Source organism: Tateyamaria sp. GN1-10 (assembly GCF_055693845.1).
Genome location: NZ_JBVFUR010000004.1, coordinates 963,617 through 989,700 on the forward strand (window position 1 = coordinate 963,617; position 26,084 = coordinate 989,700).

The 26,084-nt window shown below is 59.9% G+C and carries 22 protein-coding genes; 12 read left to right on the plus strand and 10 right to left on the minus strand.

Translation table 11 applies throughout. The features are described 5' to 3' along the window. Window positions 1-41 precede the first annotated feature (41 nt). Window positions 42-1,400: an ABC transporter substrate-binding protein gene (locus ACZ1HN_RS06515; protein WP_299771427.1), complete on the minus strand. Its 1,359-nt coding sequence runs from the start codon at window positions 1,398-1,400 to the stop codon at window positions 42-44. Window positions 1,401-1,646: 246 nt separating this feature from the next. On the opposite strand from ACZ1HN_RS06515, the gene ACZ1HN_RS06520 reads away from it, so the two are divergent. Next, on the plus strand, window positions 1,647-2,684 hold the full coding sequence (locus ACZ1HN_RS06520; RefSeq protein WP_299771425.1) for a LacI family DNA-binding transcriptional regulator: 1,038 nt from the start codon (window positions 1,647-1,649) through the stop codon (window positions 2,682-2,684). A gap of 2 nt (window positions 2,685-2,686) precedes the next feature. After that, window positions 2,687-4,012 carry a GH1 family beta-glucosidase gene (locus ACZ1HN_RS06525; RefSeq protein ID WP_472726906.1) on the plus strand — a complete coding sequence of 442 codons (1,326 nt, stop codon included), beginning with the start codon at window positions 2,687-2,689 and terminating at the stop codon, window positions 4,010-4,012. On the opposite strand, the gene ACZ1HN_RS06530 is transcribed toward ACZ1HN_RS06525, so the two are convergent. From ACZ1HN_RS06530 to ACZ1HN_RS06540, 3 genes are all read right to left on the minus strand, one after another. Further along, window positions 4,005-4,862, minus strand: coding sequence for an SDR family oxidoreductase (locus ACZ1HN_RS06530; RefSeq protein ID WP_472726907.1), 858 nt, complete (start codon window positions 4,860-4,862; stop codon window positions 4,005-4,007). The two genes, ACZ1HN_RS06525 and ACZ1HN_RS06530, sit on opposite strands and share 8 nt — an antisense overlap. A gap of 88 nt (window positions 4,863-4,950) precedes the next feature. Further along, a complete protein-coding gene (locus ACZ1HN_RS06535) occupies window positions 4,951-6,051 on the minus strand; it encodes a Gfo/Idh/MocA family protein (protein ID WP_472726908.1) in 1,101 nt (366 codons plus the stop codon). An 11-nt stretch (window positions 6,052-6,062) separates the two neighbouring features. Further along, complete coding sequence (locus ACZ1HN_RS06540) at window positions 6,063-6,773, minus strand: GntR family transcriptional regulator (protein ID WP_472726909.1); 711 nt, start codon at window positions 6,771-6,773, stop codon at window positions 6,063-6,065. Window positions 6,774-6,873: 100 nt separating this feature from the next. Between ACZ1HN_RS06540 and ACZ1HN_RS06545 the strand changes: the two genes are divergently transcribed. The 8 genes from ACZ1HN_RS06545 to ACZ1HN_RS06580 all read left to right on the plus strand — a co-directional run bounded on the left by ACZ1HN_RS06545 (window position 6,874) and on the right by ACZ1HN_RS06580 (window position 14,433). After that, on the plus strand, window positions 6,874-8,028 hold the full coding sequence (locus tag ACZ1HN_RS06545; protein WP_472726910.1) for an LLM class flavin-dependent oxidoreductase: 1,155 nt from the start codon (window positions 6,874-6,876) through the stop codon (window positions 8,026-8,028). Then, window positions 8,028-8,918, plus strand: coding sequence for an aldo/keto reductase (locus ACZ1HN_RS06550; RefSeq protein ID WP_299602314.1), 891 nt, complete (start codon window positions 8,028-8,030; stop codon window positions 8,916-8,918). The genes ACZ1HN_RS06545 and ACZ1HN_RS06550 overlap by 1 nt, the downstream gene beginning before the upstream one ends. Continuing rightward, window positions 8,918-9,430, plus strand: coding sequence for a flavin reductase family protein (locus ACZ1HN_RS06555; RefSeq protein WP_299205382.1), 513 nt, complete (start codon window positions 8,918-8,920; stop codon window positions 9,428-9,430). Before ACZ1HN_RS06550 ends, ACZ1HN_RS06555 begins: the two co-directional genes overlap by 1 nt. 88 nt (window positions 9,431-9,518) lie before the next feature. Next, complete coding sequence (locus ACZ1HN_RS06560; protein ID WP_299205379.1) at window positions 9,519-10,103, plus strand: TRAP transporter small permease; 585 nt, start codon at window positions 9,519-9,521, stop codon at window positions 10,101-10,103. 1 nt (window position 10,104) lies between these two features. Further along, entirely contained in the window at window positions 10,105-11,577 is a 1,473-nt protein-coding gene (locus tag ACZ1HN_RS06565; protein WP_299205376.1) for a TRAP transporter large permease, read from the plus strand. Window positions 11,578-11,606: 29 nt separating this feature from the next. Next, complete coding sequence (locus tag ACZ1HN_RS06570; protein WP_299205373.1) at window positions 11,607-12,665, plus strand: TRAP transporter substrate-binding protein; 1,059 nt, start codon at window positions 11,607-11,609, stop codon at window positions 12,663-12,665. 240 nt (window positions 12,666-12,905) lie between these two features. Continuing rightward, window positions 12,906-13,520 carry a class I SAM-dependent methyltransferase gene (locus ACZ1HN_RS06575; RefSeq protein ID WP_472726911.1) on the plus strand — a complete coding sequence of 205 codons (615 nt, stop codon included), beginning with the start codon at window positions 12,906-12,908 and terminating at the stop codon, window positions 13,518-13,520. A gap of 148 nt (window positions 13,521-13,668) precedes the next feature. Then, complete coding sequence (locus ACZ1HN_RS06580; RefSeq protein ID WP_472726912.1) at window positions 13,669-14,433, plus strand: isocitrate lyase/PEP mutase family protein; 765 nt, start codon at window positions 13,669-13,671, stop codon at window positions 14,431-14,433. Window positions 14,434-14,730: 297 nt separating this feature from the next. Here the strand turns inward: ACZ1HN_RS06580 and ACZ1HN_RS06585 are convergent, their stop codons facing one another. Continuing rightward, the gene (locus ACZ1HN_RS06585; RefSeq protein ID WP_472726913.1) at window positions 14,731-15,201 is read right to left on the minus strand and encodes a tetratricopeptide repeat protein; all 471 of its coding nucleotides are present in this window, start codon (window positions 15,199-15,201) and stop codon (window positions 14,731-14,733) included. On the opposite strand from ACZ1HN_RS06585, the gene ACZ1HN_RS06590 reads away from it, so the two are divergent. Beyond that, window positions 15,202-16,512, plus strand: a complete 1,311-nt coding sequence (locus tag ACZ1HN_RS06590) for a cytochrome-c peroxidase (protein ID WP_472726914.1) — start codon at window positions 15,202-15,204, stop codon at window positions 16,510-16,512. Here ACZ1HN_RS06590 and ACZ1HN_RS06595 read toward each other — a convergent pair. The 3 genes from ACZ1HN_RS06595 to ACZ1HN_RS06605 all read right to left on the minus strand — a co-directional run bounded on the left by ACZ1HN_RS06595 (window position 16,509) and on the right by ACZ1HN_RS06605 (window position 20,543). After that, entirely contained in the window at window positions 16,509-17,288 is a 780-nt protein-coding gene (locus tag ACZ1HN_RS06595) for a carnitinyl-CoA dehydratase (protein WP_472726915.1), read from the minus strand. The two genes, ACZ1HN_RS06590 and ACZ1HN_RS06595, sit on opposite strands and share 4 nt — an antisense overlap. Window positions 17,289-17,300: 12 nt before the next feature. Then, a complete protein-coding gene (locus tag ACZ1HN_RS06600) occupies window positions 17,301-19,283 on the minus strand; it encodes an acetate--CoA ligase family protein (protein WP_472729288.1) in 1,983 nt (660 codons plus the stop codon). Between the two features lie 99 nt (window positions 19,284-19,382). Continuing rightward, window positions 19,383-20,543, minus strand: coding sequence for an acyl-CoA dehydrogenase family protein (locus ACZ1HN_RS06605; protein ID WP_472726916.1), 1,161 nt, complete (start codon window positions 20,541-20,543; stop codon window positions 19,383-19,385). A 76-nt stretch (window positions 20,544-20,619) separates the two neighbouring features. On the opposite strand from ACZ1HN_RS06605, the gene ACZ1HN_RS06610 reads away from it, so the two are divergent. After that, window positions 20,620-21,561: a GlxA family transcriptional regulator gene (locus tag ACZ1HN_RS06610; protein WP_472726917.1), complete on the plus strand. Its 942-nt coding sequence runs from the start codon at window positions 20,620-20,622 to the stop codon at window positions 21,559-21,561. On the opposite strand, the gene ACZ1HN_RS06615 is transcribed toward ACZ1HN_RS06610, so the two are convergent. Next, window positions 21,558-24,737, minus strand: a complete 3,180-nt coding sequence (locus tag ACZ1HN_RS06615; protein WP_472726918.1) for an efflux RND transporter permease subunit — start codon at window positions 24,735-24,737, stop codon at window positions 21,558-21,560. The genes ACZ1HN_RS06610 and ACZ1HN_RS06615 overlap by 4 nt on opposite strands. A gap of 1 nt (window position 24,738) precedes the next feature. Next, window positions 24,739-25,863 carry an efflux RND transporter periplasmic adaptor subunit gene (locus tag ACZ1HN_RS06620; protein ID WP_299205347.1) on the minus strand — a complete coding sequence of 375 codons (1,125 nt, stop codon included), beginning with the start codon at window positions 25,861-25,863 and terminating at the stop codon, window positions 24,739-24,741. Window positions 25,864-26,084: the final 221 nt, after the last annotated feature.

The window sequence follows — 26,084 nt, forward strand, 5'->3', positions numbered from 1 at the left end:
CCGCACGCAGCGGACTGGTCGGTCTTTTGTGAGGTTTGCGCTTACTTCAAAGCGTCCCAGCTGGACTGGATTTCGCCTGCCACGGTGGCTGCATCTTTGCCACCTGCGTAGTCAACCATACCGGTCCAGAACGTACCGGCACCAACGCCACCAGGCATCAGGTCCGACCCGTCAAAGCGGAAGGTCGTGGCACCCAGCAGAACTTCACCCAGCGCACGCAGCGTGTCGTCCTTGTAGGCATCCAGGTTCACACCGTTATGGGGTGTGAGGAAGCCGGTTTGCGCCATCATGAGCTCGTGGCTGATCGGCTCCTGGAAGAACTCCATCAACGCGTTTGCGCCATCCGACGGATTGGTGATCGCCATCAGCGTACCGCCACCCAGAACCGGGTCGCCCAGATCCTTTTCAGCATAGGAGGGGAAGTAGAAGAAGTTGGTGTCGACACCAAACTCCACATCCTCAGGGAAGAAGGCGGGTACGAACGACGCCTGGCGGTGCATGTAGCACTGTGGCGGCGAGGTGAAGAGGCCCTTGGGCGAGTCGCGGAAATCGGTCGATGCAACGGCACCGGACCCACCGGCAACCTTGGCATCATCACGTGCAAACCAGCCGAACTCCTCGATCGCGGCAACGACACGTTCGTCGTCAAACGGGATCTCGTTGCTGGTCCACTGGTCGTAGACGTCTGGCGACACGGTGCGCAGCATCATGTCCTCGACCCAGTCGGTCGCAGGCCAGCCTGTCGCTGCACCTGATCCCAGACCGATGCACCACGGCGTGTCCCCGTCGGCAACGATCTGATCCGTCAGCGCCTTCAGGTCTTCCATGGTTTCCGGCACGTCATAGCCAGCATCCTCGAAGTTCTCGGGGTTGTACCAGACCAGCGATTTGACGTTCACGTTGTAGAAGAAGCCAAACACCTGATCGTTGCCATCGGCATCCGCATAGGTGCCCAGATCAACCCAGGACTGACCGGCGGCATAGTTTTCCTTGACCCAGTCACCCATGCCTTCAGGCAGGGGATGCAGCTGGCCTTTGCCCGCCATCACGGAAGCCAGACCCGGCTGCGGGAACACGGCAATGTTCGGGGCCGAACCGGCCTCGGCATCGATCACGATCTGCTGCTCGAAGCTGTCGGATCCGGTGTAGATCACGTCGGCACCAGTTGCCGCTTCGAAATAGGCCAGAGCGTTGTTCAGATAGCCATCCTCGGGTGTCAGCCAGGGGCCGAACACGGTGATGGTCTGACCGCTCAGGTCAGGGGCCCCTTCGGCCCATGCGTCATAGCTGTCCCAGCTGAACGGGCCTTCGCCCGGTGCAAAGGCCAGATGGCCGTCGGCCTGTGCCGATACAGCCGTGATAGCCAACGCCGCGGCGCTGGCCAGAAGTTTATTCGTCATTCTGGTCGTCCTCCCATTCGTGTTCAAATCCAACATGCTGATTGACCAGTTCATGCCCGCTTTCATATTTGTCAAAGCGCTTTGGATGCCGTGAACGTTGCCGAATTTTCGCGTCCTGTCAAACGCTGAGCTGTCTCCGGTACAAATTAGCCTAACACGTTATGCGAGAGTGATGAGATGTTTTGACGTTAGCGCAACCAGCCGTTAGCGTCGCTATAACTAAAGCGCTTTGGAACGAATCCGCCTGTGAATCTTAAGGAACTGTCATCTTTGTTGGGTCTTAGTCAGACCACGGTCAGCAGGGCCCTGAACGGTTATCCCGAGGTGTCCGAGAAAACCCGCGCCCGCGTGGTTCAGGCAGCCGAGGCGCATTCTTACAGCCCCAACACACGGGCCCAAGGCCTCGCCACTGGCCATTCCAAGTGCATCGGTCACGTCATTTCGGTGAGTGATTCGGCGGAAATGGTGAACCCGATCTTCGGCGACTTCATGGCCGGGGCAGGTGAGACCTATTCGGCGCACGGCTATGACATGATGGTCACGCGCGTCGGCGCGCAGGACGAGGCGGACACTTATCGCAGCCTCAAGGCTCGTGGCGCAGTGGATGGCATCGTGGTGCACGCCCCGCGCCGCAATGATGCGCGGCTGGCACTGCTCGACAAGATCGGGCTGCCCTACGTCGTCCATGGCCGCTCCACCGGTATCAAGACGCCCTATTCCTGGCTCGACGTGAACAACACCCGCGCCTTTTCCGAGGCGACGTCCTATCTCGCGAGCCTTGGCCACAGCCGCATTGCGCTCATCAACGGGCAGGAAACGATGGATTTCGCCATCCGCCGTCGTTCGGGTTACGAATCCTCTCTGCGCTTCGCAGGCCTCTCCATCGACCCCGCATTGATGAGCACGGGCGAGATGACCGAAGCCTACGGCTATACGCAAGCCAACGCGATGCTGGAGCTCGACCAGCCGCCTACCGCCTTCCTTGCCGCCTCGATCATCTGTGCCGCCGGCATCCGCCGCGCGCTGGACGAACGCGGCCTGCGGGTGGGGCAGGACGTGTCCATCGCCACTTTCGACGACTGCCTGAGCTATTTTGGCAATGGCGGCGACCAGCCCGTATTCACCGCTTGGCAATCCTCCGTGCGGGCGGCTGGGGCGACGCTGGCCCAAATGCTCATTGACCGCATTCGTGCCCCGCACGCCCCGCATATCACCAAGCTCTGGGAGGCCGAGTTCGTCTCGGGCGCCTCGACCGGCCCGGCACCGGGCACATCCAAGGACTGATCATGTTCACGCACAAACGTACCGATTTCCCCGAGGGCTTCCTCTTCGGGGCTGCAACCTCTGCTTACCAGATCGAAGGACACGCCTACGGTGACGCGGGCCGCGCCATGTGGGATGATTTCGCCGCCACGCCCGGCAATGTTGTCCGGGCCGAAGACGGCGCGCGCGCCTGCGACCATTACCACCGGTACGAAAGCGATTTGGACCTGCTGCGCGACGGTGGCTTTGACGCCTACCGCTTTTCAACAAGCTGGGCGCGGGTCATGCCGGACGGGCGCAATGTGAACCCCGAAGGCTTGGATTTCTACGACCGACTGGTCGATGCGATGCTGGAGCGAGACCTCAAACCCTGCGCCACGCTCTACCATTGGGAACTGCCCTCGGCGCTCGCCGATCTGGGCGGCTGGCGCAACCGCGACATCGCGGGCTGGTTCGGGGACTTCACCGAAGCGGTGATGGGCCGTATCGGCGACCGCACCTATTCCGTGGCCACGATCAACGAATTCTGGTGCGTATCCTTCCTGTCTCATTTCCTCGGCCACCACGCGCCGGGCCTGCGCGACATCCGGGCCACGGCGCGTGCAATGCACCACGTGCTTCTGGCCCACGGCACATCGATCGAAGGGATGCGCGGCATGGGCATCGGCAACCTCGGCGCTGTGTTCAACATGGAATGGGCTACACCCGCCGATGACAGCCTCGAAGCGGCAGAGGCCGCGGCCCTCTACGATGATTACTATAACCACTTCTTCGTTTCCGGCGCGTTCAAGGGCACCTATCCCGACCGCTTGACCGCAGCGTTTGGCCCCCATTTTCCTGACGGCTGGCAAGACGACATGACCACCATCAAGGCCCCGCTGGACTGGGCCGGGATCAACTACTACACGCGGTCGATCCTTGCCCCGAATGATGGTCCTTGGCCGCATCATCATAGCGTTGAAGGCCCACTGGAAAAGACGCAAATGGGGTGGGAGGTCTACCCGCAGGGCCTGCGTGATTTCCTCGTGCGGACAGCGTCTGAATACACCGGCGATCTACCCCTCTTTGTGACCGAAAATGGCATGGCGAATGCCGATGTGATCGTCGACGGGGTGGTGCAGGACGACGCCCGCATCGCCTACTTCCAAAGCCACCTGCAAGCGGTCCGCGACGCCATCGCCAAGGGCGTGCCGGTGCAGGGCTACATGGCGTGGTCGCTCATGGACAATTACGAATGGGCGCTGGGTTATGAAAAGCGGTTCGGCATGGTCCACGTGGATTTCGACAGCCTCGAACGCACGCCCAAAGCGTCATGGCATGCGTTCAAGGACATGCTGACCGCTAGCTGAGGAACGTATCCACCACCTGCTGTTGCAGCTTCTTTCCATCGGGGTCGAGGTCGGTCTTCAGTGCACAGAACGCCTCGCCCCATTTTGACGTCCGGGTGCGGATGGGCGGGGCATCGGATGCCACGCAGTCCATGACAACAGCCGCCACTTCATCGGCGGTCTGGTAGATGTCGCTGCCCGCCTGCCGGGTCTGCGACCCGCCCACATATTTCTGCAGAATGGGCAGGTATTCATCGTCCAGCATCCCGCCGGTCTCTTCCACCTGCTTCATCACGTTGGCAGCAAACTCCGACGCGATCCCGCCCGGCTCAACCACCGTGAAGTTGATCCCGAAATGGGGCGAGATATAGGACGCCATCGCCTCCATGTACCCTTCGACCGCGAACTTGGCGGCGCAGTAGATCTCGTTGAACGGCTGACCAACCAGCCCACCGACCGAGGATATGGTGATCACATGCCCGGCGCGACGCTCGCGGAAATGGGCGATCACCGCCTTGGTGCAGCGCACGACACCCATGAAATTGACGTCCATGACCCAGTTGATGTCATCTTCGCTGGCTTGCTCGGTCGACCGTACAAACCCGGCGCCCGCATTGTTGATCAGCACATCAATATGCCCTTGGGCAACCAGCACATTCTCAACGCAGGCGGCAATCGATGCGCTGTCCTGCACGTCCAGCTGCGCGACATTCAGAGTGATACCTGCCGCCTCGGCCGCCTCATCCAGCGCGGTCCGCTTGTCCAGATTGCGCATGGTGGCATAGACCGTGTGGCCCGCCTGTGCTGCTTGCACGGCCAGGGAAATACCCAGACCCGAGGAGCATCCGGTGATCAAAATGACTTTGGACATGGGTCAGCTCATTTTTGATGATTGCGATACAACCAGCAATGGGCCTGCCCCAAAGGATAGTCAAATCCACAGGGCGGCAAAGCCCCGCCTACATCCACCGTCGCGGATCAACCGCCTGCCCGGTGCGCGCGCTTTCCTGGGCTGCGATCCCCATCGCCACGGCGGCCCAGCCGTCGCGCAGCGTGACCTCTGGCGCACCCTCACCACGCACCAGCGCGGCAAAGCGTTGATGCTGATAAAAGGTCGATCCGTTGTGATCGCCCGCCTCCAACAGTGTCGGATCGACGGGAATATCATGGGCCACAGGCCCTTGCGGTTGGCGCGGCGATGTCACCAGCTTGGCGATCGGGGCAGGGCCCAGATGCGCGGGCCAGAACCGGCCCGGCCCGGGCACAAACGCCTCGATCTTACCGATCGGTCCAACGGCAGACAGCTCTTCCTGATAGGCGGAGCCTTCGGCGAACATGCACAATTCCAGCATCGCGCGGGTGCCATTGTCGAATTCGACCAGCGCATAGCCGCTGTCGATGATGTCTGGCACCTCGCCGCCATAATCCTCGTCCAGATGATTTATGGCTTGGCTGGCCGAGGCCATGACACGCACCGGCTCCGCGCCCATCGCCAGACGCATCAGGTCAAAGAAATGGCAGCATTTTTCGACAAAAGTTCCACCCGTGTAGCGGTTGAAGCGGTTCCAATCGCCGACCTTTTCCAGAAACGGAAAGCGGTGTTCGCGCACCGACAACTGCCTGATGCCCCCGGTCGCCTCCGCCGCCTTTTCAAGGAATTGCGCGATGACGGGCATATAGCGGTACTCCATCGCGACCCAGATCGGTGCGGGATAACTGTCGCGGAACGCGGCCAGCTTCGCGGCGTCGTCGGGGTCCGTGAACAGGGGCTTTTCGACCAGCAGGGGCAGGGGGCGCGTGGCCGCGATCTCTTCCATCTGCGCCACGTGGCAGAAGTTCGGGCTGACGATCAGCAGGCAATCCAAGTCTTCAACGGCCAGCAACTCCTGAACAGAACCCACCACCTGTGCCTCGGGCGCGGTGGCCGACGCCTGTGCAGCCATGCCCGCATCCGGTTCATAGAACGCGGCGACACTTGCCTCGGGCAACAGCGCGATATTGCGCATGTGTTCCTGCCCCATCATCCCGCATCCGATGATGCCATAGCGTACCTGGTCCAACCTGCGTTCCTTCACTTCATGCGTTGCACATAAACGGCCCGCGCGGGGTCGTACCATGTGCGGGAAAATTCAATGGGTGCCGCTGCGTCTGCCCAGCTCAGGCGCTCGACATACCCGACCGTATCGCCGGGACGCGGGGCGTAGACATCGGGCGCCCAGTCCGGCACGGGGCCCAGCGACACCCGGTCCTCGGCCCGCTGGATCCACAGACCCAGCTCTTTGCGGTAAGTGGCATAAAGGGATTCGGACATCGTCGCTTCCGACACGATTCCCGCATCCGCATCCAGCCAAATCTCTTCGACAGCGATGATTGTGTCATTCAGGGACCGCAGCCGCCGGATGCGCGTGCCCCGGACCGCACTTCCGAAATCTGGCAGGTCAGCGGGCTTGCTCATCAGATCAACAGACAGAACCTGCGCCCGCGGCAGCCCACCGCCTTCAAGCAGTTCCAGCCGGAACATGGCATAGACGGTGCCCGTGTCGCCCCCCGCCCGGATATAGTTGCCGGAGCCTTGAACACTTTGCACCAACCCCTTTTCGCCCATGTCCCGCAGGGCTTTGCGCAACGTGCCGACACTCACACCCAGCTCGGCCGCCATGTCGCGTTCGGGCGGCAGGCGCTCGCCATCGATCAACCGGCCAGAAATGATATCCCGGGTCAGAAGCTCGGCGATCTGCACGTAGATGGGCAGCGACTGAGGGGATTGTTTTTGCATGGTCACGTGGGGTTACAGGTTGCAGTGCATAAAATTGATACACCATTGATCTACATCAATGACAGTGTTACGCAAGTGCCAAGTTGAAGCCATTGAAAGACTGTAGATGACGATCGTCCCCATCACATCCCCAGACCTTGATGCGGCCGAAGTGTCGTGGTTCTCGGCTCTTTGCTCGGACGACTATCAGTTTCTTGGCGTGCCTGACGGCAATTTGCGGTCCAGCTGGGCGCACTGTTCCGACATCGTGAAAGAGGCCGAGGCGCAAGGCTTCCGCAACATCCTCTGCCCCTCCTCCTACCAGGTGGGGCAGGACACGCTGTCCTTCGTTGCCGGCTGCGCGCCCATCACATCCAAGATCAACCTGCTTGCCGCCGTCCGCTGCGGCGAGGTGCAGCCGATCATGCTGGCCCGCACCATCGCCACACTTGACCACATGCTGGAAGGGCGGCTGACGGTGAACATCATTTCGTCCGATTTTCCGGGCGAAAAGGCCGATAGCGAATACCGCTACCAACGCTCACGCGAGGTGGTCGAAATCCTGAAACAGGCGTGGACGCGGGACGAAATCACGTACAAGGGCGAGGTGTACAACTTCGAAGGCCTCACGACAGACCCCGTGCGCCCCTATCAGACAGGCGGCCCGCTGCTCTATTTCGGGGGCTATTCCCCATCAGCACTCGACCTGTGCGGCCAGCATTGTGATGTCTACCTGATGTGGCCCGAGCCAAAGGAAAACCTCGCGCAGCGCATGCGCGACGTGAACGCCGTGGCCGAGAAATACAACCGTACGCTCGACTACGGCCTGCGGGTGCACATGATCGTGCGCGACACGGAACAGGAAGCCCGCGAATACGCGGACTACATCGTGTCAAAACTTGATGACGAATACGGCCAGCTGATCCGTGACCGGGCTTTGGACAGCACGTCGCTTGGCGTGGCGCATCAGGCCAAGGCGCGCGAACTGGCGGACAAGTTCGGCTATGTCGAACCCAACCTCTGGACCGGTGTTGGCCGGGCGCGTTCGGGCTGTGGCGCGGCGCTTGTCGGCTCGACCGATCAGGTGATGTCGAAAATCGAAGAATATCAAAAGATGGGCATCCGCGCCTTCATCTTCTCGGGCTACCCGCACCTGGACGAAGCAAAGCATTTTGGCGCGCGTGTCATGCCGCACTTGAAAACCTGCTCATTGCCCCATGCGTATGGCCGGGTGCCATCGACCGCACCCGCAACACCCCTTGCCGCAGGAGAGCGCCGCTAATGGACCGCGTCCAACTATCCGATACCCTGAATTTCTCGCGCATCGTCTACGGCATGTGGCGCTTGGCTGACGACAGCGACACGTCGGTGGGCCACGTCCAGGCCAAGATCCACGCCTGCCTTGACCAGGGGATCACCACCTTTGACCAGGCCGACATCTACGGTGGCTACGTGGCCGAGGCTGTGCTGGGCGAAGCGCTCAAGGCCGACACCGGCCTGCGGTCCAAGATGGAGATCGTGACCAAATGCGATATTGTCGCGCCCGTGGGCCGCTATGCTGACGCGCCGGTCAAATACTACGACACCAGCCGCGCCCACATCATGCAAAGCATCGAAAACTCGCTGCGGGACATGAACGTCGATCACATCGACCTGTTGCTGATCCACCGCCCTGACCCGTTCATGGATCACCATGAAACAGGTGCCGCGCTGGACGAAGCGGTCGCGAGCGGCAAGGTCGGCGCCGTAGGCGTGTCCAACTTCCGCCCCTGGGATTGGAAGCTGCTGCAATCGGGCATGAAATCGCAACTGGTCACCAACCAGATCGAAATTTCCCTCAGTGAAATCAACCCGTTCACCAACGGGGACCTGTCGTTCCACCAGCGGCACGGCCAGCCTGTGATGGCGTGGTCACCACTTGGTGGCGGCGGCCTGATGACGGGCAATGACAAACTGCACGCCGTCATGGATGAGATTGCTGGCGCACAAGGCGTAGATCGCGCTGCCGTCGCGACCGCGTTTTTGCTGGCACACCCCGCAAACATCATTCCGGTGATGGGTACGAATAATATCGACCGGATCAGCAAGATCGGCAATGCTGCACAGGTGTCACTGGACCGGCCCACATGGTTCCGCTTGTATGAAGCGGCCCTGGGACATGAGGTGGCTTGATGACAATGCAAAGCCCGGACCAATCGACAGTGTTTTCCCCCGATGCCAATTCCAGCCGCCAGCTCCGCGACGCCTTCGGCAAGTTCGCCACTGGCGTAACCCTGATCACAGCGCCCAGCGTCGACGGCCCCATCGCCATCGTGGCCAACAGCTTTTCGTCCGTCTCTCTGGATCCGGCGCTTGTCTTGTGGTCGGTGGACCGCGATGCCCGCCGCTTCCGCTATTTCGAAGCGGCCGACCACTACGCAATCCACGTTCTGGCCGCAGAACAGCACGACATCTGCAAACGTGCGGCGCGTGACGGGCATATGCTGAACGACCATACGCATCACTTGAACGCCGATGGTGTTCCTTTGATTGATCATTGCCTTGCGCGGTTCGAATGTCGCAGGGTGGCAGCACATGACGCAGGCGACCACGTGATTATCGTGGGCCAGGTCCAGCGCACCGAGATGCGCGACGGACAGCCGCTCACATTCTTCGGGGGCAACTTCGGCTCCGTCACGTCCTGACGTGAAAAACTACCCGCCCGCGGGGTGAAAGCGGAAAATGGGCCACGGTGGATTAACCGCCGGGCGACCGACAAAGGGAGGGCCCTTCATGGGTCTATTACTGACGGTGCTCGCGCCGATCAGCTGGTTGAATGGCCTGCTGCTCAAGATCGGGCGAGCCATAGGCATCGTGGCCATTGCGGCCATGGTGATTGCGATCCTGATTCAGGTCGTGGCCCGCTATCTCTTCAACAATGCATTGCCCTGGCCGGACGAGGCGGCACGCTTCTGCATGCTCTGGATGACCGGCCTGATGGCACCCACGGCCTTCCGGCGCGGGGGCTTCGTGGCGCTCGACATGATCTCGGGCGTATTGCCACGACCCGTCGCAGCACTCCTTGGTCTGGTCCTGCTCCTGATCTCCATCGCGATCCTGCTGGTCGCCTTGCCCATCGGCTATTCCGAGGTGACAGGCTTTGGCGGCAAGTTTGCCACCGCATCGCTCTACCTGCCCACATTCGATGGCTGGTTCCGCGTTCCACGCAGCTGGATGATGCTGTCTTTGCTCATCGGTGTGGTTCTTCTGCTCATGGTCAATGTCGAATTGATCCTGCGCAAACTGGTCGAGCTGATGGGCGGCGGCGATCAGTTGCCCGATCTCGATCTGGGCGACATGGCCGCGGGGAGCGAATGATATGCTGATCTGGTTCCTTCCGCTTTTCCTGCTGTTCCTGATGATCGGCTTGCCGGTCTTCTTCGGCCTGCTCGCCGCCCCCGGCATCCTGCTATACCTGAACGGGCAAGAGCGTGACATCACGCTGCTCTACCGCAACGTCTACAACGGCATGGACAGCTTCCCGCTCATGGCAATCCCGTTCTTCATGCTTGCAGGCGAGTTGATGAACAAGGGCGGGATCACGATCCGTCTCGTCCAGTTCTCCCAAGCACTCATGGGCCATCTGCGCGGTGGCCTCGCCCAAGTGAACGTGCTGTCGTCCATCCTCTTCGCGGGCCTCTCCGGCTCTGCCGTGGCCGACACCTCGGCACTCGGTTCCATGCTGGTCCCGGCGATGGAGAAAGAGGGCTACACAAGGCGCTACGCCGCCGCCATCACCGCCGCATCCTCGGTCATTGGCCCGATCATCCCGCCCTCGGGCATCATGATCATCTACGCCTATGTCATGGGCGAAAGCGTTGCGGCCCTGTTCCTCGCGGGCATCGTGCCGGGCATCCTCGTGGGCGTCGGCCTCATGGTGATGATCCGTCTCACCGCTGACCGCTACGACCTGCCCGCGGCGCACAAAGTCAAATTCGACGGCGTTGCGCTCAGCCCCATGGAACGTTGGGTGTCCTGGGCACTGGTGCGCCTCAACATCGGCCTACTGCTCTGGGCCTTCCTGCCCCTGGGCGAGACATCCCCGCTGATCCTCTGGGGCACCTTCGCAGGCGCGGTCGTCGTGGCCCACGCGCTGATGCTTGCGCTCCGTACCCAGGTCAGCAGCGAATTCCGCACCATCTGCAAACGCGCCATCGTGCCCTTGCAAACGCCGGTCCTGATCCTCGGCGGCATCCTCGGCGGCGTCTTCACCCCGACCGAGGCGGCAGCGGTCGCCGTGGCCTACGCCGTCTTCGTCGCCTTCTTCGTCCTGCGCACCATGCGCCTGTCGGACCTGCCCGACATCCTCAGCCGCGCGGGGCTGACCAGCGCCGTGGTCTTGTTGCTGGTGGGGGCAGCACTTGCGTTCAAAACGGTGGTCTCACTCAGCTACGCGCCGCAGATCCTCGCAGATTTCATTCTGACGCTGTCGGAAAACCCTCTGGTCCTGCTTTTCCTGATCAACCTGCTGTTGTTCATCGTCGGCATGTTCCTTGATGCAGGGCCCGCGATCATCATCCTTGGGCCCATCCTCGGCCCCATCTTCGTCGATCTCGGCGTCGACCCGATCCACTTTGCCATCATCATGTCGGTGAACCTGACGGTGGGGCTGGCAACGCCACCCATGGGGCTGGTGCTGTTCGTCGCGGCGGCGGTCAGTCGGGAGAAGGTGGAAACCATCGCCAAGGCGATCCTGCCCTTCCTCGCCATCGAGATCGCAGTGATCTTCCTGATTACCTACGTGCCCGCAATATCCATGACCATTCCCCGCCTGACGGGGTTTGCAAACTAATCCAGAGCTTAACGGGAGGACCTAACATAATGCTCAAAACGACCCTCAAAACCCTCACGGCTGCCGCGCTTGTCGCAGGCTCGGCCATGATGGCGACAGCGCAGGATTACACGATCCGCGCCACCGCCAACTCGAATACCAATGACGAAGATTATGACGGCCTCGTCGTCTTCAAGAACTATGTCGAGGCGGCCAGCAACGGCGCCATCGCCGTGGAACTCTTCATCGGCACGCAGCTCTGCTCGAACGGTGCGGAATGCCTGCAAGGCGTGGCCGACGGCTCGATCGATGTCTACATCTCCACCTCTGGCGGTGCTTCGGGCATCTTTCCTTACGTCCAGGTGCTCGACCTGCCATACCTGATGGCTGACGACCGCATCGCGGAACACGTGCTGTCGGGTGACTTCACCCGCACCATGCGTGACATGGCGCTTGAGGATTCCGGTGGCGCGATCCGCCTGATGACGATCGGGAACACCGGCGGCTGGCGCAACTTTGCCAACACGCAACGCCGTGTGGCCGAACCGGGCGATATGGAAGGTCTGAAGATCCGCACCGTGGTCGCCGACCTGCCGCAGGAACTGGTCAAAGCCCTTGGCGCGTCCCCAACCCCGATCCCGTGGCCTGAACTCTTCACCTCGTTCCAGACTGGCGTTGTCGAAGGGTCCAAGAACGGCATCACCGACATCATGGGCATGAAATTCCCCGATGCGGGCCTGCAATACGTCACGCTTGACGGTCACGCCTACATGGGTGCGCTGTGGTGGATGTCGAACGAAAACTTCCTCGCGATGCCCGAAGACATGCGCCGCGTCGTGGTTGATGGCTTCTACGCCCTGCAACAGGCGACATTCGCCTCGCCCAAGCGTAAATCGATCCAGGCTTACGAAGAGTTTGTCGCCGGTGGTGGTGACCTCTACGTGCCGACACCTGCGCAAAAAGCGGCCTTCGCCGAAGCGTCCACACCGGTCTACGACTGGTTCAAAGACAACGTGGCCCGCGGCCCGGAAATCTTTGACGCTCTGACCGCAGCCGTTGCGGCCGCCGAAGAAGACGTGAACGCGTCGCGCGCGGCTGATCTGAATTAAGACCTGAGGGGTAAAACTCCGCTCAAGTTCTAAACATGGAAGGTCGCTCTGAATTGAGCGGCCTTCCCAATTTTTGGCGGTGGTGATAGCTGAGCCGCAGAAAACGGAAACGGTCAAATCCAGATGGGTCTGTGCAATGATAAGACGTTGGATCGTTGGAAAGCTTGAAGGGACCAACCTCGAACCTTTCGCACGGACGGTTTTGCGAAAGAAAAAAAGGAAAGGCGCCCGGCGAACGGCATGCCTGAAAAGTTTGATACGTCGTCGAATTACTGGGACACTCGATATCAATTGGGCGGGACATCCGGCTCTGGCAGCTACGGGCGATTGGCCGAACTAAAGGCAGAGGTCATCAACAACTTCGTTGAAACCAATAACGTCCTTAGCGTCATTGAATTTGGCAGTGGTGACGGCAATCAACTGACACTCGCTCGCTACCCTGCCTATCTTGGCCTTGATGTTTCGAAAGAGGCTGTTGCGGCCTGCCAAGCCCGGTTTCAGGATGACCCGTCGAAGCGATTTGGGCTTGTCTCAGACAGACACGGCGAGACAGCTGAATTGTCGATGTCACTAGACGTCGTCTATCATCTGGTCGAAGACGCTGTGTTCCACTCATACATGGCGGATTTGTTTGATGCTGCCACACGGTTTGTCATCGTGTATTCGTCCGACAAAGAGGAACAGACACCAGTTCCCCATGTGCGGCATCGTAAGTTCACCAATTGGGTCAGCGTCCAAAGACCGGATTTCCAATTGCATGAACACATTCCAAACCGATACCCTTTCGACGTGGACGACCCAAACAATACGTCTTTCGCTGACTTCTTCGTGTTCGCAAAGATCAAGGCCAGCTAAGCGAGCAGGTGTGGTTTCGCCTGCATTGTGCGTGACCAGGGCTTGATCCCCATCTCCTGGCTTGGCGAACTTGCGTGACCCTCCCTTGCCACTGGAACACATGCGCGTAAGCTGCTCTGAGTCCTCAATCACCCAAAAGGTCACTCCCATGTCCCATGCCGACAAAGCCGCCGCCTTCGCCGCCTTGCACATCCCCGGCACACCCGTCGTCATCTACAACATCTGGGACGCGGGCACGGCCAAGGCCGTTACGGGGGCGGGCGCCAAGGCCCTTGCCACCGGCAGCTGGTCCGTGGCCGAGGCGCAGGGTTACCCTGACGGCGAAAACATCCCGCTCGACGATCTGCTCGCCATCGCCACCCGCATTGTGAACAGCACGGACCTGCCGGTCAGCATCGACTTCGAAGGAGGCTATGCCATCGATCCAGAACCTCTGGCCGCCAATATCACTGCTCTGATCGGCACCGGTGCCATCGGGCTCAATTTTGAGGATCAAGTGGTGGGCAGCGCCGACCTACATCCCATCGACGCACAAGCGGCCCGGATCAAGGCGATCCGCGCTGCGGCTGACGCCGCGGGCGTGCCGCTCTTCATCAACGCCCGTACCGATGTGTTCCTGAAATCCAAGCCCGACACCCACGCCACCCATCTGGCCGAGGCAAAGGAACGCGGCGCAGCCTATGCCGAGGCCGGGGCCAGCGGCTTCTTCATCCCCGGCTTGACGGACCACGGCATGATCAGTGACATCTGCGATGCGTCATCCTTGCCGGTCAACGTGATGATGCGCGGTGCCCTGAGTTCGATTGCCGAAGTCGCCGCCCTCGGCGTTGCGCGGGCCAGCTATGGCCCGGGTCCTTTCGCCCAATCCATGACGCAGGTGGCCGAAGGTTACAGCGCAGCCGCCGCCAGCTAACGGTAGGGCGGGGTTCACCCCGCCTTTCCTAACAAAAGGTAAAGGGCCGCGTTCAAACGTTAACGCCGCCCAAATCTTAACCGGTTGTTAACGCGCAGTGGCAATGCAAAATGTGCAGTTTCGGACTGCTAATGCGCAGTTTCAGAATATGAGGCTGAAACAGGCTGGTATGACCCGCACCAAACTGTGCACTTTTTCCCGCAAAATGCGCGTTTTACCCGAATTTAACCATCGTACGCAGCGTTAACGCCACCGTACGGTGACAAGGCTTCCCAAGGCGAAAACCTGCTGCCACACTCACCGGAACGGATACATCCACACCTTGTAATCAGCGACCAGAATATGCGCCCGATCAATCTGATCCTTGGTCATTTTCTTGACCACCTCTTCCAGCGAAATCGCCGCGTCGGGATCGCCGCCAATCGCGGACAGGGTGTACCACATATAGGCGCGCACAAGGTCCGGCGCAGGCATCCCGCGCCCAACCTCGTAGTACCATCCGACACCGGATTGCGCGCCCGGATGCCCCTTCATCGAGGACCGCAAATACCACTCGAACGCCCGTTCATCATCGCGCTCGACCCCAAGACCCAAGGCGTAAATGACACCAATCAGTTCCTCGGCATCCGCATTGCCCGACCGGGCCGCGGGCCACAGCGCGTCATAGGCCGCCTTGTAGTCTCCGGCCTCCATCAGATCACGCGCTTCCTCAATCTCGGCCAGTGCCGGAAAGGCCATAAAAACAAGGGCTATCGCAAGTTTGCGCATATGCTTCTCCTTTGTGGCGCACCCGCCTTTGCCGACGGTGTACCACGTGCTTTGACTGCGGATGATTTCATCGCTGTGGACCCGGCGCAAGCCAAACTAGGCCAGCTTCTGTTCTATGATCGTATCCTGTCTGGCAACCGCAATATCGCCTGTTCCACCTGTCACCATCCCGACCTTGGCACCGGTGACGGTCTGAGCCTCGGCATCGGCGAAGGGGGCGCAGGTTTGGGCCCGCAGCGCACCGCAGGCACAGGTGATGATCGCATCCGCAAACGCATCCCCCGCAACGCGCCCGGCCTCTGGAACCTCGGGGCCAGGGATCTGCACACCATCTTCCACGACGGACGCCTCAGCGTCGCCGACACCTATGAGAACGGCTTTAACTCTCCGGCAGAGGAATGGCTGCCCGAGGGTCTGGATAACCTGTTGGCAGCACAGGCAATTTTCCCGCTGGTTGCCCAGTTTGAAATGGCTGGAAACCCCAAGGAAAACGAGGTTGCAGGGGCCATCCATCAGCGTATGGACTATGCGTGGCCCATCCTTACAGACCGTGTGCGTCACATCCCCGCCTATGCCGAAGGGTTCGCGGGTGCATACGACCATATCAAGACCGCCAAGGACATAACCATTGCCGATATCGCGAATGCGCTCAGTGCCTTCATGATCTGGGAATGGACCAGCAAGGACAGCCCTTTCGACGCCTATCTGTCGGGCGACGAAAATGCCTTGAATACTCAACAAAAGCAGGGGCTTGAGTTGTTCTATGGCAAAGCAGATTGCAGCAGTTGCCACAGCGGCCCACTGATGACGGATCAGGCATTCCACGCTCTCGGCCTGCCACCCTTTGGCCCGGGTCGGACCCGCCGCTTTGACCCCATGGTGCGGGATGTCGGGCGCATGGGGGAAAGCGACGCGCTCGAAGATGCCTATGCCTTCAAAACACCAATGCTCCGAAACGTGGCACTGACTGCGCCCTATGGGCACAATGGCGCATACCCGACCCTCGAAGGGATCGTGAGACATCATATGAATCCCTTGCAATCATTGGATAATTGGACGCCAGAGACAGCAGCTCTGCCATCCGTTCCGTGGCTCGAGGCGATCGATTTCATGGTCTGGCAAGACAGCCACGAAATGGCGCGTCAACGCGCGGCGGTGCAGATCGTAGCAACCCCACTCACGGACAGCGAAGTCGACCAGGTCGTCGCCTTCCTACATGCCCTGACGGGTGAAACCGCAAATGACGGCAAACTGGGCGTGCCAAAGGCAGTGCCAAGCGGCCTGCCGGTTGATCCGAGAATAACGCCCTAGCGGCCCTTCCAGACCGGATCGCGTTTCTCGGCAAATGCGCGGGCACCTTCCAATTGATCTTCGGATCGGTAGAGGGTCTCGACTGCAGGCAACTGGCTGTTGGTGATGCGGTTCATTGCGTCTTGAAATTTTGAATCCTCGGCGTCCCGCACCACTTCCTTGATCGCGGCGTAGACCAACGGTGGACCCGATGCGATCAACCGGGCCAAGTTCCACGCGCGGTCCATAAGCCCTTGGACTGGAACGATTTCATTGACCAACCCCCAACGATGTGCCTCCTCGGCATCGAACCAGCGTCCGGTCAGCAGAAGCTCCATCGCGATGTGATAGGGGATGCGCTTGGGCAGCTTGATGCTGGCGGCATCGGCAACGGTTCCAGACCGGATTTCGGGTAGGGCAAATGTCGCATGCTCGGCCGCCAGGATCATGTCTGCGCTCAATGCCAGTTCCAGCCCGCCACCACAGGCAATGCCGTTCACGGCGGCAATGACCGGTTTGTTGAGGCCGCGCAATTCCTGCAATCCGCCGAAGCCCCCGACGCCATAATCGCCATCAACAGCATCCCCGTCCGCTGCTGCCTTGAGGTCCCAACCGGGGCAGAAGAACTTCTCGCCCGCGCCCGTAATGATGGCCACGCGCAGCTCGGGATCGTCGCGGAACGCCATAAAGGTTTCACCCATGATCCGGCTTGTGGTGAGGTCGATGGCATTGGCCTTGGGCCGGTCCAACGTGACTTCCAGGATCGCGCCTTCGTGCCTTGTTTTTATGGGGCTCATCGATCAGGCCTTTCATATCAGCGCATCAACGGCAACAGCGCGGGTGGGTGTACAGATCAGCGGGTTCACTTCAACCTCGCTGACGGTGTCGGCATGTGCAAGCACGTAGGATTGGATGGCCAGTACTGCCTCGCGGATGGCCGAAGGATCAGCGGCTGGTTTACCGCGATACCCGCGAAGCAGCACAGAGCAGCGCAAGCGCGACAGGGCCGTGTCGATATCTGTCGCAGTAACGGGCAAAAGCAGTGATTGCGTGTCTTGCATCAGTTCGGTCAACACTCCGCCCGCACCAAGGGTCAGAACAAACCCGTGGGCCGGATCACGAACAACACCAACCAGCAATTCTGCGACGCCATCCGTCACCATTTCCTCGATGAGAATTGTCCGTGTCCCGATGCTGTCGGCGACCGCGCCAATGTCCGATGCAGCTATATTCAAGTGGACAGCATTCGCTTCCGTCTTGTGCGCGAGCCCGACCCCTTTCACAGCCAAAGGCCCTTCAAGGGCGGTCGCTTCTTGCTCAGCGTCCTTGGCTGAAAAAAGACGGTTCTGCGGCACGTTCAACCCATGCAGTGCAAGCTCCGCTTTCGCCTCAGCCTCAGTCAGACGCATTGTGGCCTCCGACGTGCCGGGCACACATATCGGGGTCGGGTGGGGGGCATGAATGTGGTGCGCAGCCTCAATGGCGGCAAGAGCTTCGCGCAGGCCAAGGAAGGGGACGACGCCACCTTCGGCCAATTGCTGCGCGGTCTGCTCAGGCATCAATTCCGGCAAGGTGGCCACGACGCCAAAGGGGGCTTTGGTATTCGCGCGTACTTTCAGGGCGGCGTCGGTGGCACAGGCCCAATCAGAGCTGTCGGTCAATGGGTAGTCCACGATTGACAGGGTCATGTTGATCCCCTCGCCAGTCATGGCCGACCATGCGTCTGCCATCGTGTCGGAATCGCGCCAGATATAGGTGTGATAATCCAAAGGGTTCGCAAGCGCGACCATGGGGCCGAGAGAGGCACGCAGATCAGTTTGCTGTGTGTCTGTCAGTGCCGGGAACGTCAGACCTGTGTCCAGCGCCATATCTGCGATCAAGCTGGCCTCACCGCCCGAACAGCTGATGGAGGCAATCCGGTTTCCCGATATCGGGCCATGCAGATGCAGCAGTTTCAATGTTTCCAGAAAATCGGGCAGCGCGGTGACGCGGGCAATGCCCAGGCGGTCCAGAAAAGCCTGCGCACCTGCATCCGACCCGGCCAGTGATGCGGTGTGGGATATGGTGGCCTGACGTGCTTGGTCCGACGCTCCAACTTTCAGAGCGACCAATGGAATGCCACGATCATATGCCTTTGCGGCCAAGGCTTCCCACTGGCGCACATCACCGAAGCCTTCGATATGCAGTCCGATGGCTGTAACCCGCTGATCCTCAAGCAGCGAAAGCGCCAGCTCGGCTTGGCTCGTTTGCGCCATATTCCCCGAGGTGATCGCATAGGCGACGGGCAGTGCCCGTTGCTGCATCGTCAGGTTGATCGCGATGTTCGAACTTTGGGTAAGGATGGCGACACCCCTATCCACGGGCGTGCATCCATGCTGGTCCGGCCAAAGAAGCGCCTGGTCCAACGCGTTGATGAAGCCATAGCAGTTCGGGCCAAGGATAGGCATATCGCCGGCCGCTTGGATCAACTGCGCCTGCAAGTCAGCGGAGCTTTCATCTTCGGCCGTGGCTTCCGCAAAGCCGGAGGCGAAACAGACAGCACCGCCCGCGCCGAGGCACGATAGGGTGGATACAACGTCAACAGTTGCAGCACGATTCACACCGATGAACGTGGCATCGGGGGGCGCTGGCAAATCCTCGACCGATGGGAATGCGCCGTGGTTTGCAAGCACCGGCTTGTTTGGGTGTACTGGCCAGATTGCGCCATCAAAACCGAAACGCTTGGCCTGTTCGATAACGGAAGTGCACCACGGGCCGCCGCCGATGACGGCGATTGATTTGGGGCGCAACAGTCGCGAAAGCTTGCTCTTCCCTGTTTCAAAAAATCCCGGGGAGCGCGAGGGGCTGGCCCCTCGCTCCGGTCGGATGGGCTTTGCCCATGCGAAACCATCTCAGGCACCCAGGGGCCGCAAAAGATCGCGGCTGATGATGTGGCGTTGGATTTCGCTGGTGCCATCCCAGATGCGCTCGACCCGCGCGTCGCGCCAGAATCGCTCAATCGGGAAGTCATCCATCAGACCCATGCCACCATAGATCTGCAACGTGGTGTCAGTGACCCGCGCCAACGCTTCGGAGGCATAAAGCTTGGCTGACGCGATCTCGCGGTTCGACGGCAGCCCCTGATCCAGCCGCCATGCGGCCGCGAGGGTCAACCAGTCGGCGGCATCAATCTCGGTGATCATGTCCGCGATTTGAAAGCTGACGCCCTGGAACTTGCCAATGGGTTGGCCGAATTGTTTGCGCTCCGCCGCATAGCTCAGGGCATAGTCAAAGCACCGGCGTGCGCGGCCCACGCTGAAGGCTGCAACCGTCAGGCGCGTCGCATAAAGCCATTCATTCATCACGGCAAAACCGCTATCAACCTCACCCAGAACCTGCGCATCGGGCAGGCGGCACTCATCGAAATACAGGATACAATTCTTGTATCCCTTGTGGCTGACTGAATTGTAGCCGTCGCGCACTTCGAACCCCGGCGTGCCACGATCCACAAGGAATGTGGTGATCCGCTTCTTTGGTCCTTTAGGCGTGTCGTCAACACCGGTGGCGATGAACACGATGAAGAAATCAGCGTGTTCCGCGCCCGAGATGAAGTGTTTGGACCCGTTGATGACCCAATCGCCACCGTCGCGGATGGCCGTACATTTCATACCGCGCACATCTGAACCAGCGTCGGGCTCAGTCATGGCCAGCGCATCCATCCGCTCGCCCCGCACGGCAGGCAGCAGGTAGCGTTCACGCTGGTCTTCGTTACAGGCCATCAGGATGTTTTGCGGACGACCAAAGAAATGGGTCAGCGCCATCGATCCGCGCCCCAACTCGCGCTCGACCAGCGTAAAGTCCATATGGCTGAGGCCCGCACCGCCCACCTCTTCGGGGAAGTTGCAGGCATAGAACCCCATATCGATGACCTTGCGCTTGATCTCCTCCCCCAACTCGTGGGGAACCTGCCCGGTCCGTTCGACCTCGGCCTCGTGGGGGTAAATCTCTTTCTCGACGAAACTGCGGACGGTCGAGACGATCATGTCCTGTTCTTCGGTCAAACCAAACTGCATTGATGCGTTCCCTGTTGTGACTGCAGGATCAGAGCGCGGCTTGCCGACATACAACGTGCAGTGCTAGGCATTTATCATGCAGGAATGGTCGAAAATCCATGACGCGATGCAGCATGTGGACATCGTCCTGTTTGATCGGTTTTCGAACCACTGCCTCGCGAATTTCGTTGAACCGCTGCGGGCTGCGAACGGGTTCTTGCGGCGCACCGCTTATCAATGGCGGTTTTTCACGCTGGATGGCACGCCGGTCTCCAGCTCAAGCGGGTTGCAGATTGAGCCACATGACGCCCTCGCAAACGCCGAAGGCACCGCGCTGATGCTCATGCCGTCCTACGGCATTCGCGACTTGGATCAGGATCGTATCGTGGGTGCTGTCCGCAGTGCAGCACGGAGTTACGCTGTTCTGGGTGGCCTCGACACAGGAAGCTGGCTGTTGGCGCGTGCCGGTTTTTTGGATGACCACCGCGCAACCATTCATTGGGACATGCTCGATGCCTTTTCCGAGGCGTTCCCGGATGTTGAGACTGTGCGGCAACGCTATGTCATCGATGCTGATCGTATCACGTGTTCGGGTGCCATGGCGGCCTTTGACCTGGCAAACGGCCTGATTGCGTCCGCACATGGGCCGCTGGTTGCGATGGAGGTTGCCCAACTGTTCATGTCGCGCGAAACGGTGCAAGCGCTGCCAGTCCGCGCGTCGGGGCGGATGGTTGGCCGGGCGGTGGCGTTGATGCAGGACAATATCGAGTATCCGATCCCCATTCCCGAGATCGCGCGTCGCGTCGGATGCACCCAGAAAACGCTGGAGCATCGCATGAAGACTGCGATGGCTGCTACGCCAGCGACCGTATACCGGCGTCTGCGCCTCAACGCCGTTTTGCGTCTTGTGCAGGAGACTGATCTGCCCGTGTCAGAGATCGCGGGCAGATGCGGGTATGAGAACGCCAGCGCCATGACACGTGCCTTCAGGGCAGCCTTTGGTCAAAGCCCACAGGCCATGCGCAAAGACAGCCCTTAGCTGGGCGTTGGCTCTGATGCCGTTTCGGTGCTTTCCACATCCTTTGCTTTTCCGGGGAAGATGCGGCGCAGGGCGACATAGAACACCGGGGTGAAAAACAGGCCGAGGAAGGTCACGCCGGACATCCCGAAAAAGACAGCGGTGCCCAAGGCTTGCCGCATCTCGGACCCGGGGCCAGTGGCGATCATCAAGGGCACCACGCCCAGGATGAAGGCAAAGGCTGTCATAAGGATCGGTCGCAGACGCAGGCGGCACGCGTCCACGGCGGCGTCAATTGCGGACATCCCCTTTTCCTCTTGCGCTTGTTTTGCGAATTCCACGATTAGGATGGCGTTCTTGGCCGACAGGCCCACCAATACGATAAGTCCCACCTGCGTCAGAATGTTGTTGTCCATGCCGCGCAGCATCACACCCGACAAGGCAGACAGGACTGCAAGTGGCACCACAAGAATGATGGCAAGTGGCAAGACCCAGCTTTCATAGAGAGCGGCAAGAAAGAGGAAAGCAAACAGAACCGAGAAGGCAAAGATGTATGTTGCCGTGTCACCCTGATTGCGTTCCTGCAGCGCCAATTCGGTCCATTCGTAATCCACGCCGAGCGGCAGCAGTTGTTCAGCCAATTCCTCCATAGCGATCAGGGCGTCACCCGTGGACACACCCGGGATGGCATTGCCCTGGATCGGCACAGAAACGAGTTGGTTATAGCGCTGCACCAGTGCAGGGCCTGCCGTGTCGACCACGGATACAAGGGTTCCCAATGGAACAAGTGCACCAGTTGCCGTCCGGACACGCAGGGATCGAATGTCTTCTTCGTCCAGTCGGAACTGCTGGTCGGCCTGCGCGCGCACCTGGAACAGGCGGCCAAAGGCGTTGAAGTCGTTCACATAGGCTGAACCAAGGTTGATCGACAATGTCTCAAAGATTGCGCCAATCGGGACGTTCAGCATTTGCGCGCGCACCCGGTCAATCTCGAGGTACACCTGAGGCGAACTGGCTGAGAATGTCGTGAAGACGCCCGTCACCTTGTCCGATTGTTGTGCAGCACCCATGATGGCGTAGGCACTGTTCAACACGCGGCGCATGTCCGCACTGTCAGTGTCCTGCAACTGCAACTTGAAACCACCACCGGTGCCCACACCCCGTACCGAAGGGGGCGCGATGGCAATGATGAATGCCTCTCGGATCACCTGCATGCGGCCAAAGAGCTGCCCGACAATTGCATTGGCATCCAACCCGCTTTCCAGACGGTCCTCGAACGGGGCGAAGGTCGTGAAGATCACGCCCTGATTGCTGGCGTTGGTGAAGGTGGCACCCGAGAACCCGGCGAACGCAACGGCATTGGTGACGCCAGGCGTTTCAAGCGCAATCTCGGTGGCTTGCTTCATCACCGTGTCGGTCCGGTCCAGCGATGCCCCCTCGGGCAATTGCACCACGACGATGGCATAGCCTTGGTCCGCGTCAGGGATGAAGCCCGTCGGCACCTTTTCATTGATCCACCATGCTGTGCCCAAAAGACCTGCGAAGGCGACAATTGCGACCGCGATCATGCCCCACGTACCAACAAGCACCCGCACAACGGCGGCATAGCCGCGCGTGACGATATCAAGACCGCCGTTGAAGGCGTTGGCAAAATAAGCACCGAGCCGCGATGGCAGATTACGGGACAGTGAGTTGCTATTTGGTTTCAGGAAAATGGCAGCGAGGGCGGGGGACAGGCTGAGCGAGTTGATGCTTGAGATCACGGTTGCCACCGAGATGGTGACGGCAAACTGCCTGTAGAACTGTCCGGTGATACCGGGCACCAGCGCGGCAGGGACAAAGACCGCGATCAGAACAAGTGTTGTGCCGATGATGGCACTTTGCACCTCGTCCATGGATCTGGCCGACGCCTGGCGCGGTGTCATGCCGTTGCGGATGTTTCGTTCGACGTTTTCGACAACAACGATGGCGTCATCCACCACAATACCGATGGCAAGGATCAACCCGAACAACGTCAGCAGGTTCAGCGTGTAGCCAAGCGCCAGCATCACCGCGAATGTCCCGATCAGAGACACCGGTATCGCAAGCAGCGGAATGAGGGCGGTGCGCCAGCTTTGCAGGAAGACGATGATCACAATGACGACCAGCAAAACAGCTTCGAACAGCGTTTTGTAGACGGCGTCGATGGAGGCGCTGATGAATTCGGTTGGGTTGTAGACGACCTGGTATTCCAACCCGTTCGGGAAGTCCTGGGCCAGTTCGTCCATCGTCGCCCGCACTTCGTCTGCGGTGGCCAACGCGTTCGAACCGGGTCGCTGGAAGATACCAAGCGCTACAGCAGGTTTGTTGTTGAGATAGGAGTTGGTGACGTAGGACCGCGCACCGATCTCAACCCGAGCGACATCGCGAACACGGACAACCCGACCAGCATCAGATGCCTTTACGATGACGCGTCCAAATTCCCTTGGATCTTCCAGTCGGCCCTGGGTTGTGACGGACACCTGAAAAGCGCTGTCTGCCGTGTTCGGAGGGGCACCAAGTGAGCCGCCAGACACCTGAACATTCTGTTCCCGTAGGGCGTCAACGACGTCACTTGCCGTCAGGCTGAGCGAGGCCAATTTGTCCGGGTCCAGCCAAACCCGCGCCGAAAACTCGCGTTCGCCAAAGATGATCAGATCGCCCACGCCGTCCAAGCGCACCAGCCTGTCGCGCACTCGTGCCCGGGCATAGTTCGACACGTAGAGCTGATCAAATGTCGCGTCTGGCGACAGCATGTGTACGACCATCATCAGGTCAGGCGAGGATTTGGTGGTCGTCACACCCAGTGCGCGCACCTCTTGTGGCAGGCGCGGCTCGGCGATGGCGACCCGGTTTTGCACCAGCACCTGCGCCGTATCCAGATCGGTACCCAGTTCAAAAGTGACGGTCAGGCTCATCGCGCCGTCGGCTGTCGCGTATGAGGACATGTACAACATGCCTTCGATCCCGTTGATTTCCTGCTCAAGCGGGGTTGCAACGGTGTTTGCAATGGTCGTCGCATCCGCCCCCGGATAAGAAGCACGCACCACGATCGAGGGCGGTGCGATTTCGGGGTATTGTTCAATCGGCAACTGATAGTACGAGATCAGACCGACAATCGTCATGATCACGGATACAACGACGGCAAAGATTGGGCGGCTGACGAAGAAGCGGCCCATATCAGTTCTCCGCGATGAGTGGCAGTTCGACCATATCCGGGTTCACTGTCATGCCCGGGCGGGCGGTCACCAGACCGTCAATCACAATTGTTTCGGTTCCATCCATACCTTCGCGCACGACGCGGTAGCCATCTATTCCGGGTCCGGGACGGATTGGCAAAGGCGTGACCACACCATCGGCGTCGACGGTCATCACAAGCCGCCGGTTTTGATCGGCAACAATTGCCCGGTCGGGGATCAGAATACCTTCATATGGAAGCGATCCCGGCACATTGACCCGACCAAACAGCCCAGGCGTTAGTAACTCATCCGGGTTTTCCAGAACGGCGCGGACGCGCATTGTGCCGGTTTCGGCATCGATCCTGTTCTCCGAAAAATCGAGGTATCCTGTTTGCGGCGGGATTTTGTTATCCGACAGCGTCACCTTGACCTCCAACGCACCACCCCCTTCTTGCAGGGCGGTTCCGCGCGCGCGCGCATCCCTCGCATAGGCAAGGAAATACCGTTCATCGATGTCGAAGACGAAGTAGATGGGATCGTTCGACACGATGGACGTCAGCACGGTTTGATCCGCAGAAACCAAGTTGCCGGGATCAATCAGTGATCGATCAATCCGTCCGGACATCGGCGCACGTATCTCTGAAAACTCCAGGTCCAGCTCGGCCAATTCCAATGCCGCACGGGCCTGTTCCAAGGCGCCTTGCGCGGCTAAATACGCCTCGCGCCGTTCGTCCAGAACACTTTGCGGGATGGTGCCGTTTCCGATCAGCGCTTGCGCCCGCTCCAGCTGTTCAGTTGCAAACTCATATGTCGCATCGGCGACATCAATCTGCGCCTGCGCCTGTCTGAGGGCGGTGCGGAACTGCCGCTGGTCAATTGTGAACAGAAGTTGGCCCGCCTCGACCAGACTGCCCTCCTTGAAATGAACCTCCTCGAGGTAGCCTGAGACACGCGACCGCAAGGACACTTCGGACCTTGCCTCGAACCGGCCTACAAATTCGTCATCTTCGACGATTGTTTTGACGACCGGCTTGGCCGCCGTCACGGTTGGTGGACCCTGCTGCGCTGTGGCTGCGGCCCCGAAAACCAAAAGCAAAACAAAGGAGAGTGACGCCAAAGTCTTCATAAAAACTGTCCCGGTATTGTGGTTTGATCTGCGCGCCGACATGTCACGTAGGGTGTGATGGGTATGGATCAACCTGATCTCGTAGAACTAGTAAGCCAAGGTGGCTGTCTTTAAGTCCACAAATTCACACACTTCGTGTGCGCGCGATCTGCGTGATGACGCCAAATTCACCACTTGCCACAACTTAAGCTGGCATTGCGGGTCACTTTGGCGGATGCTGA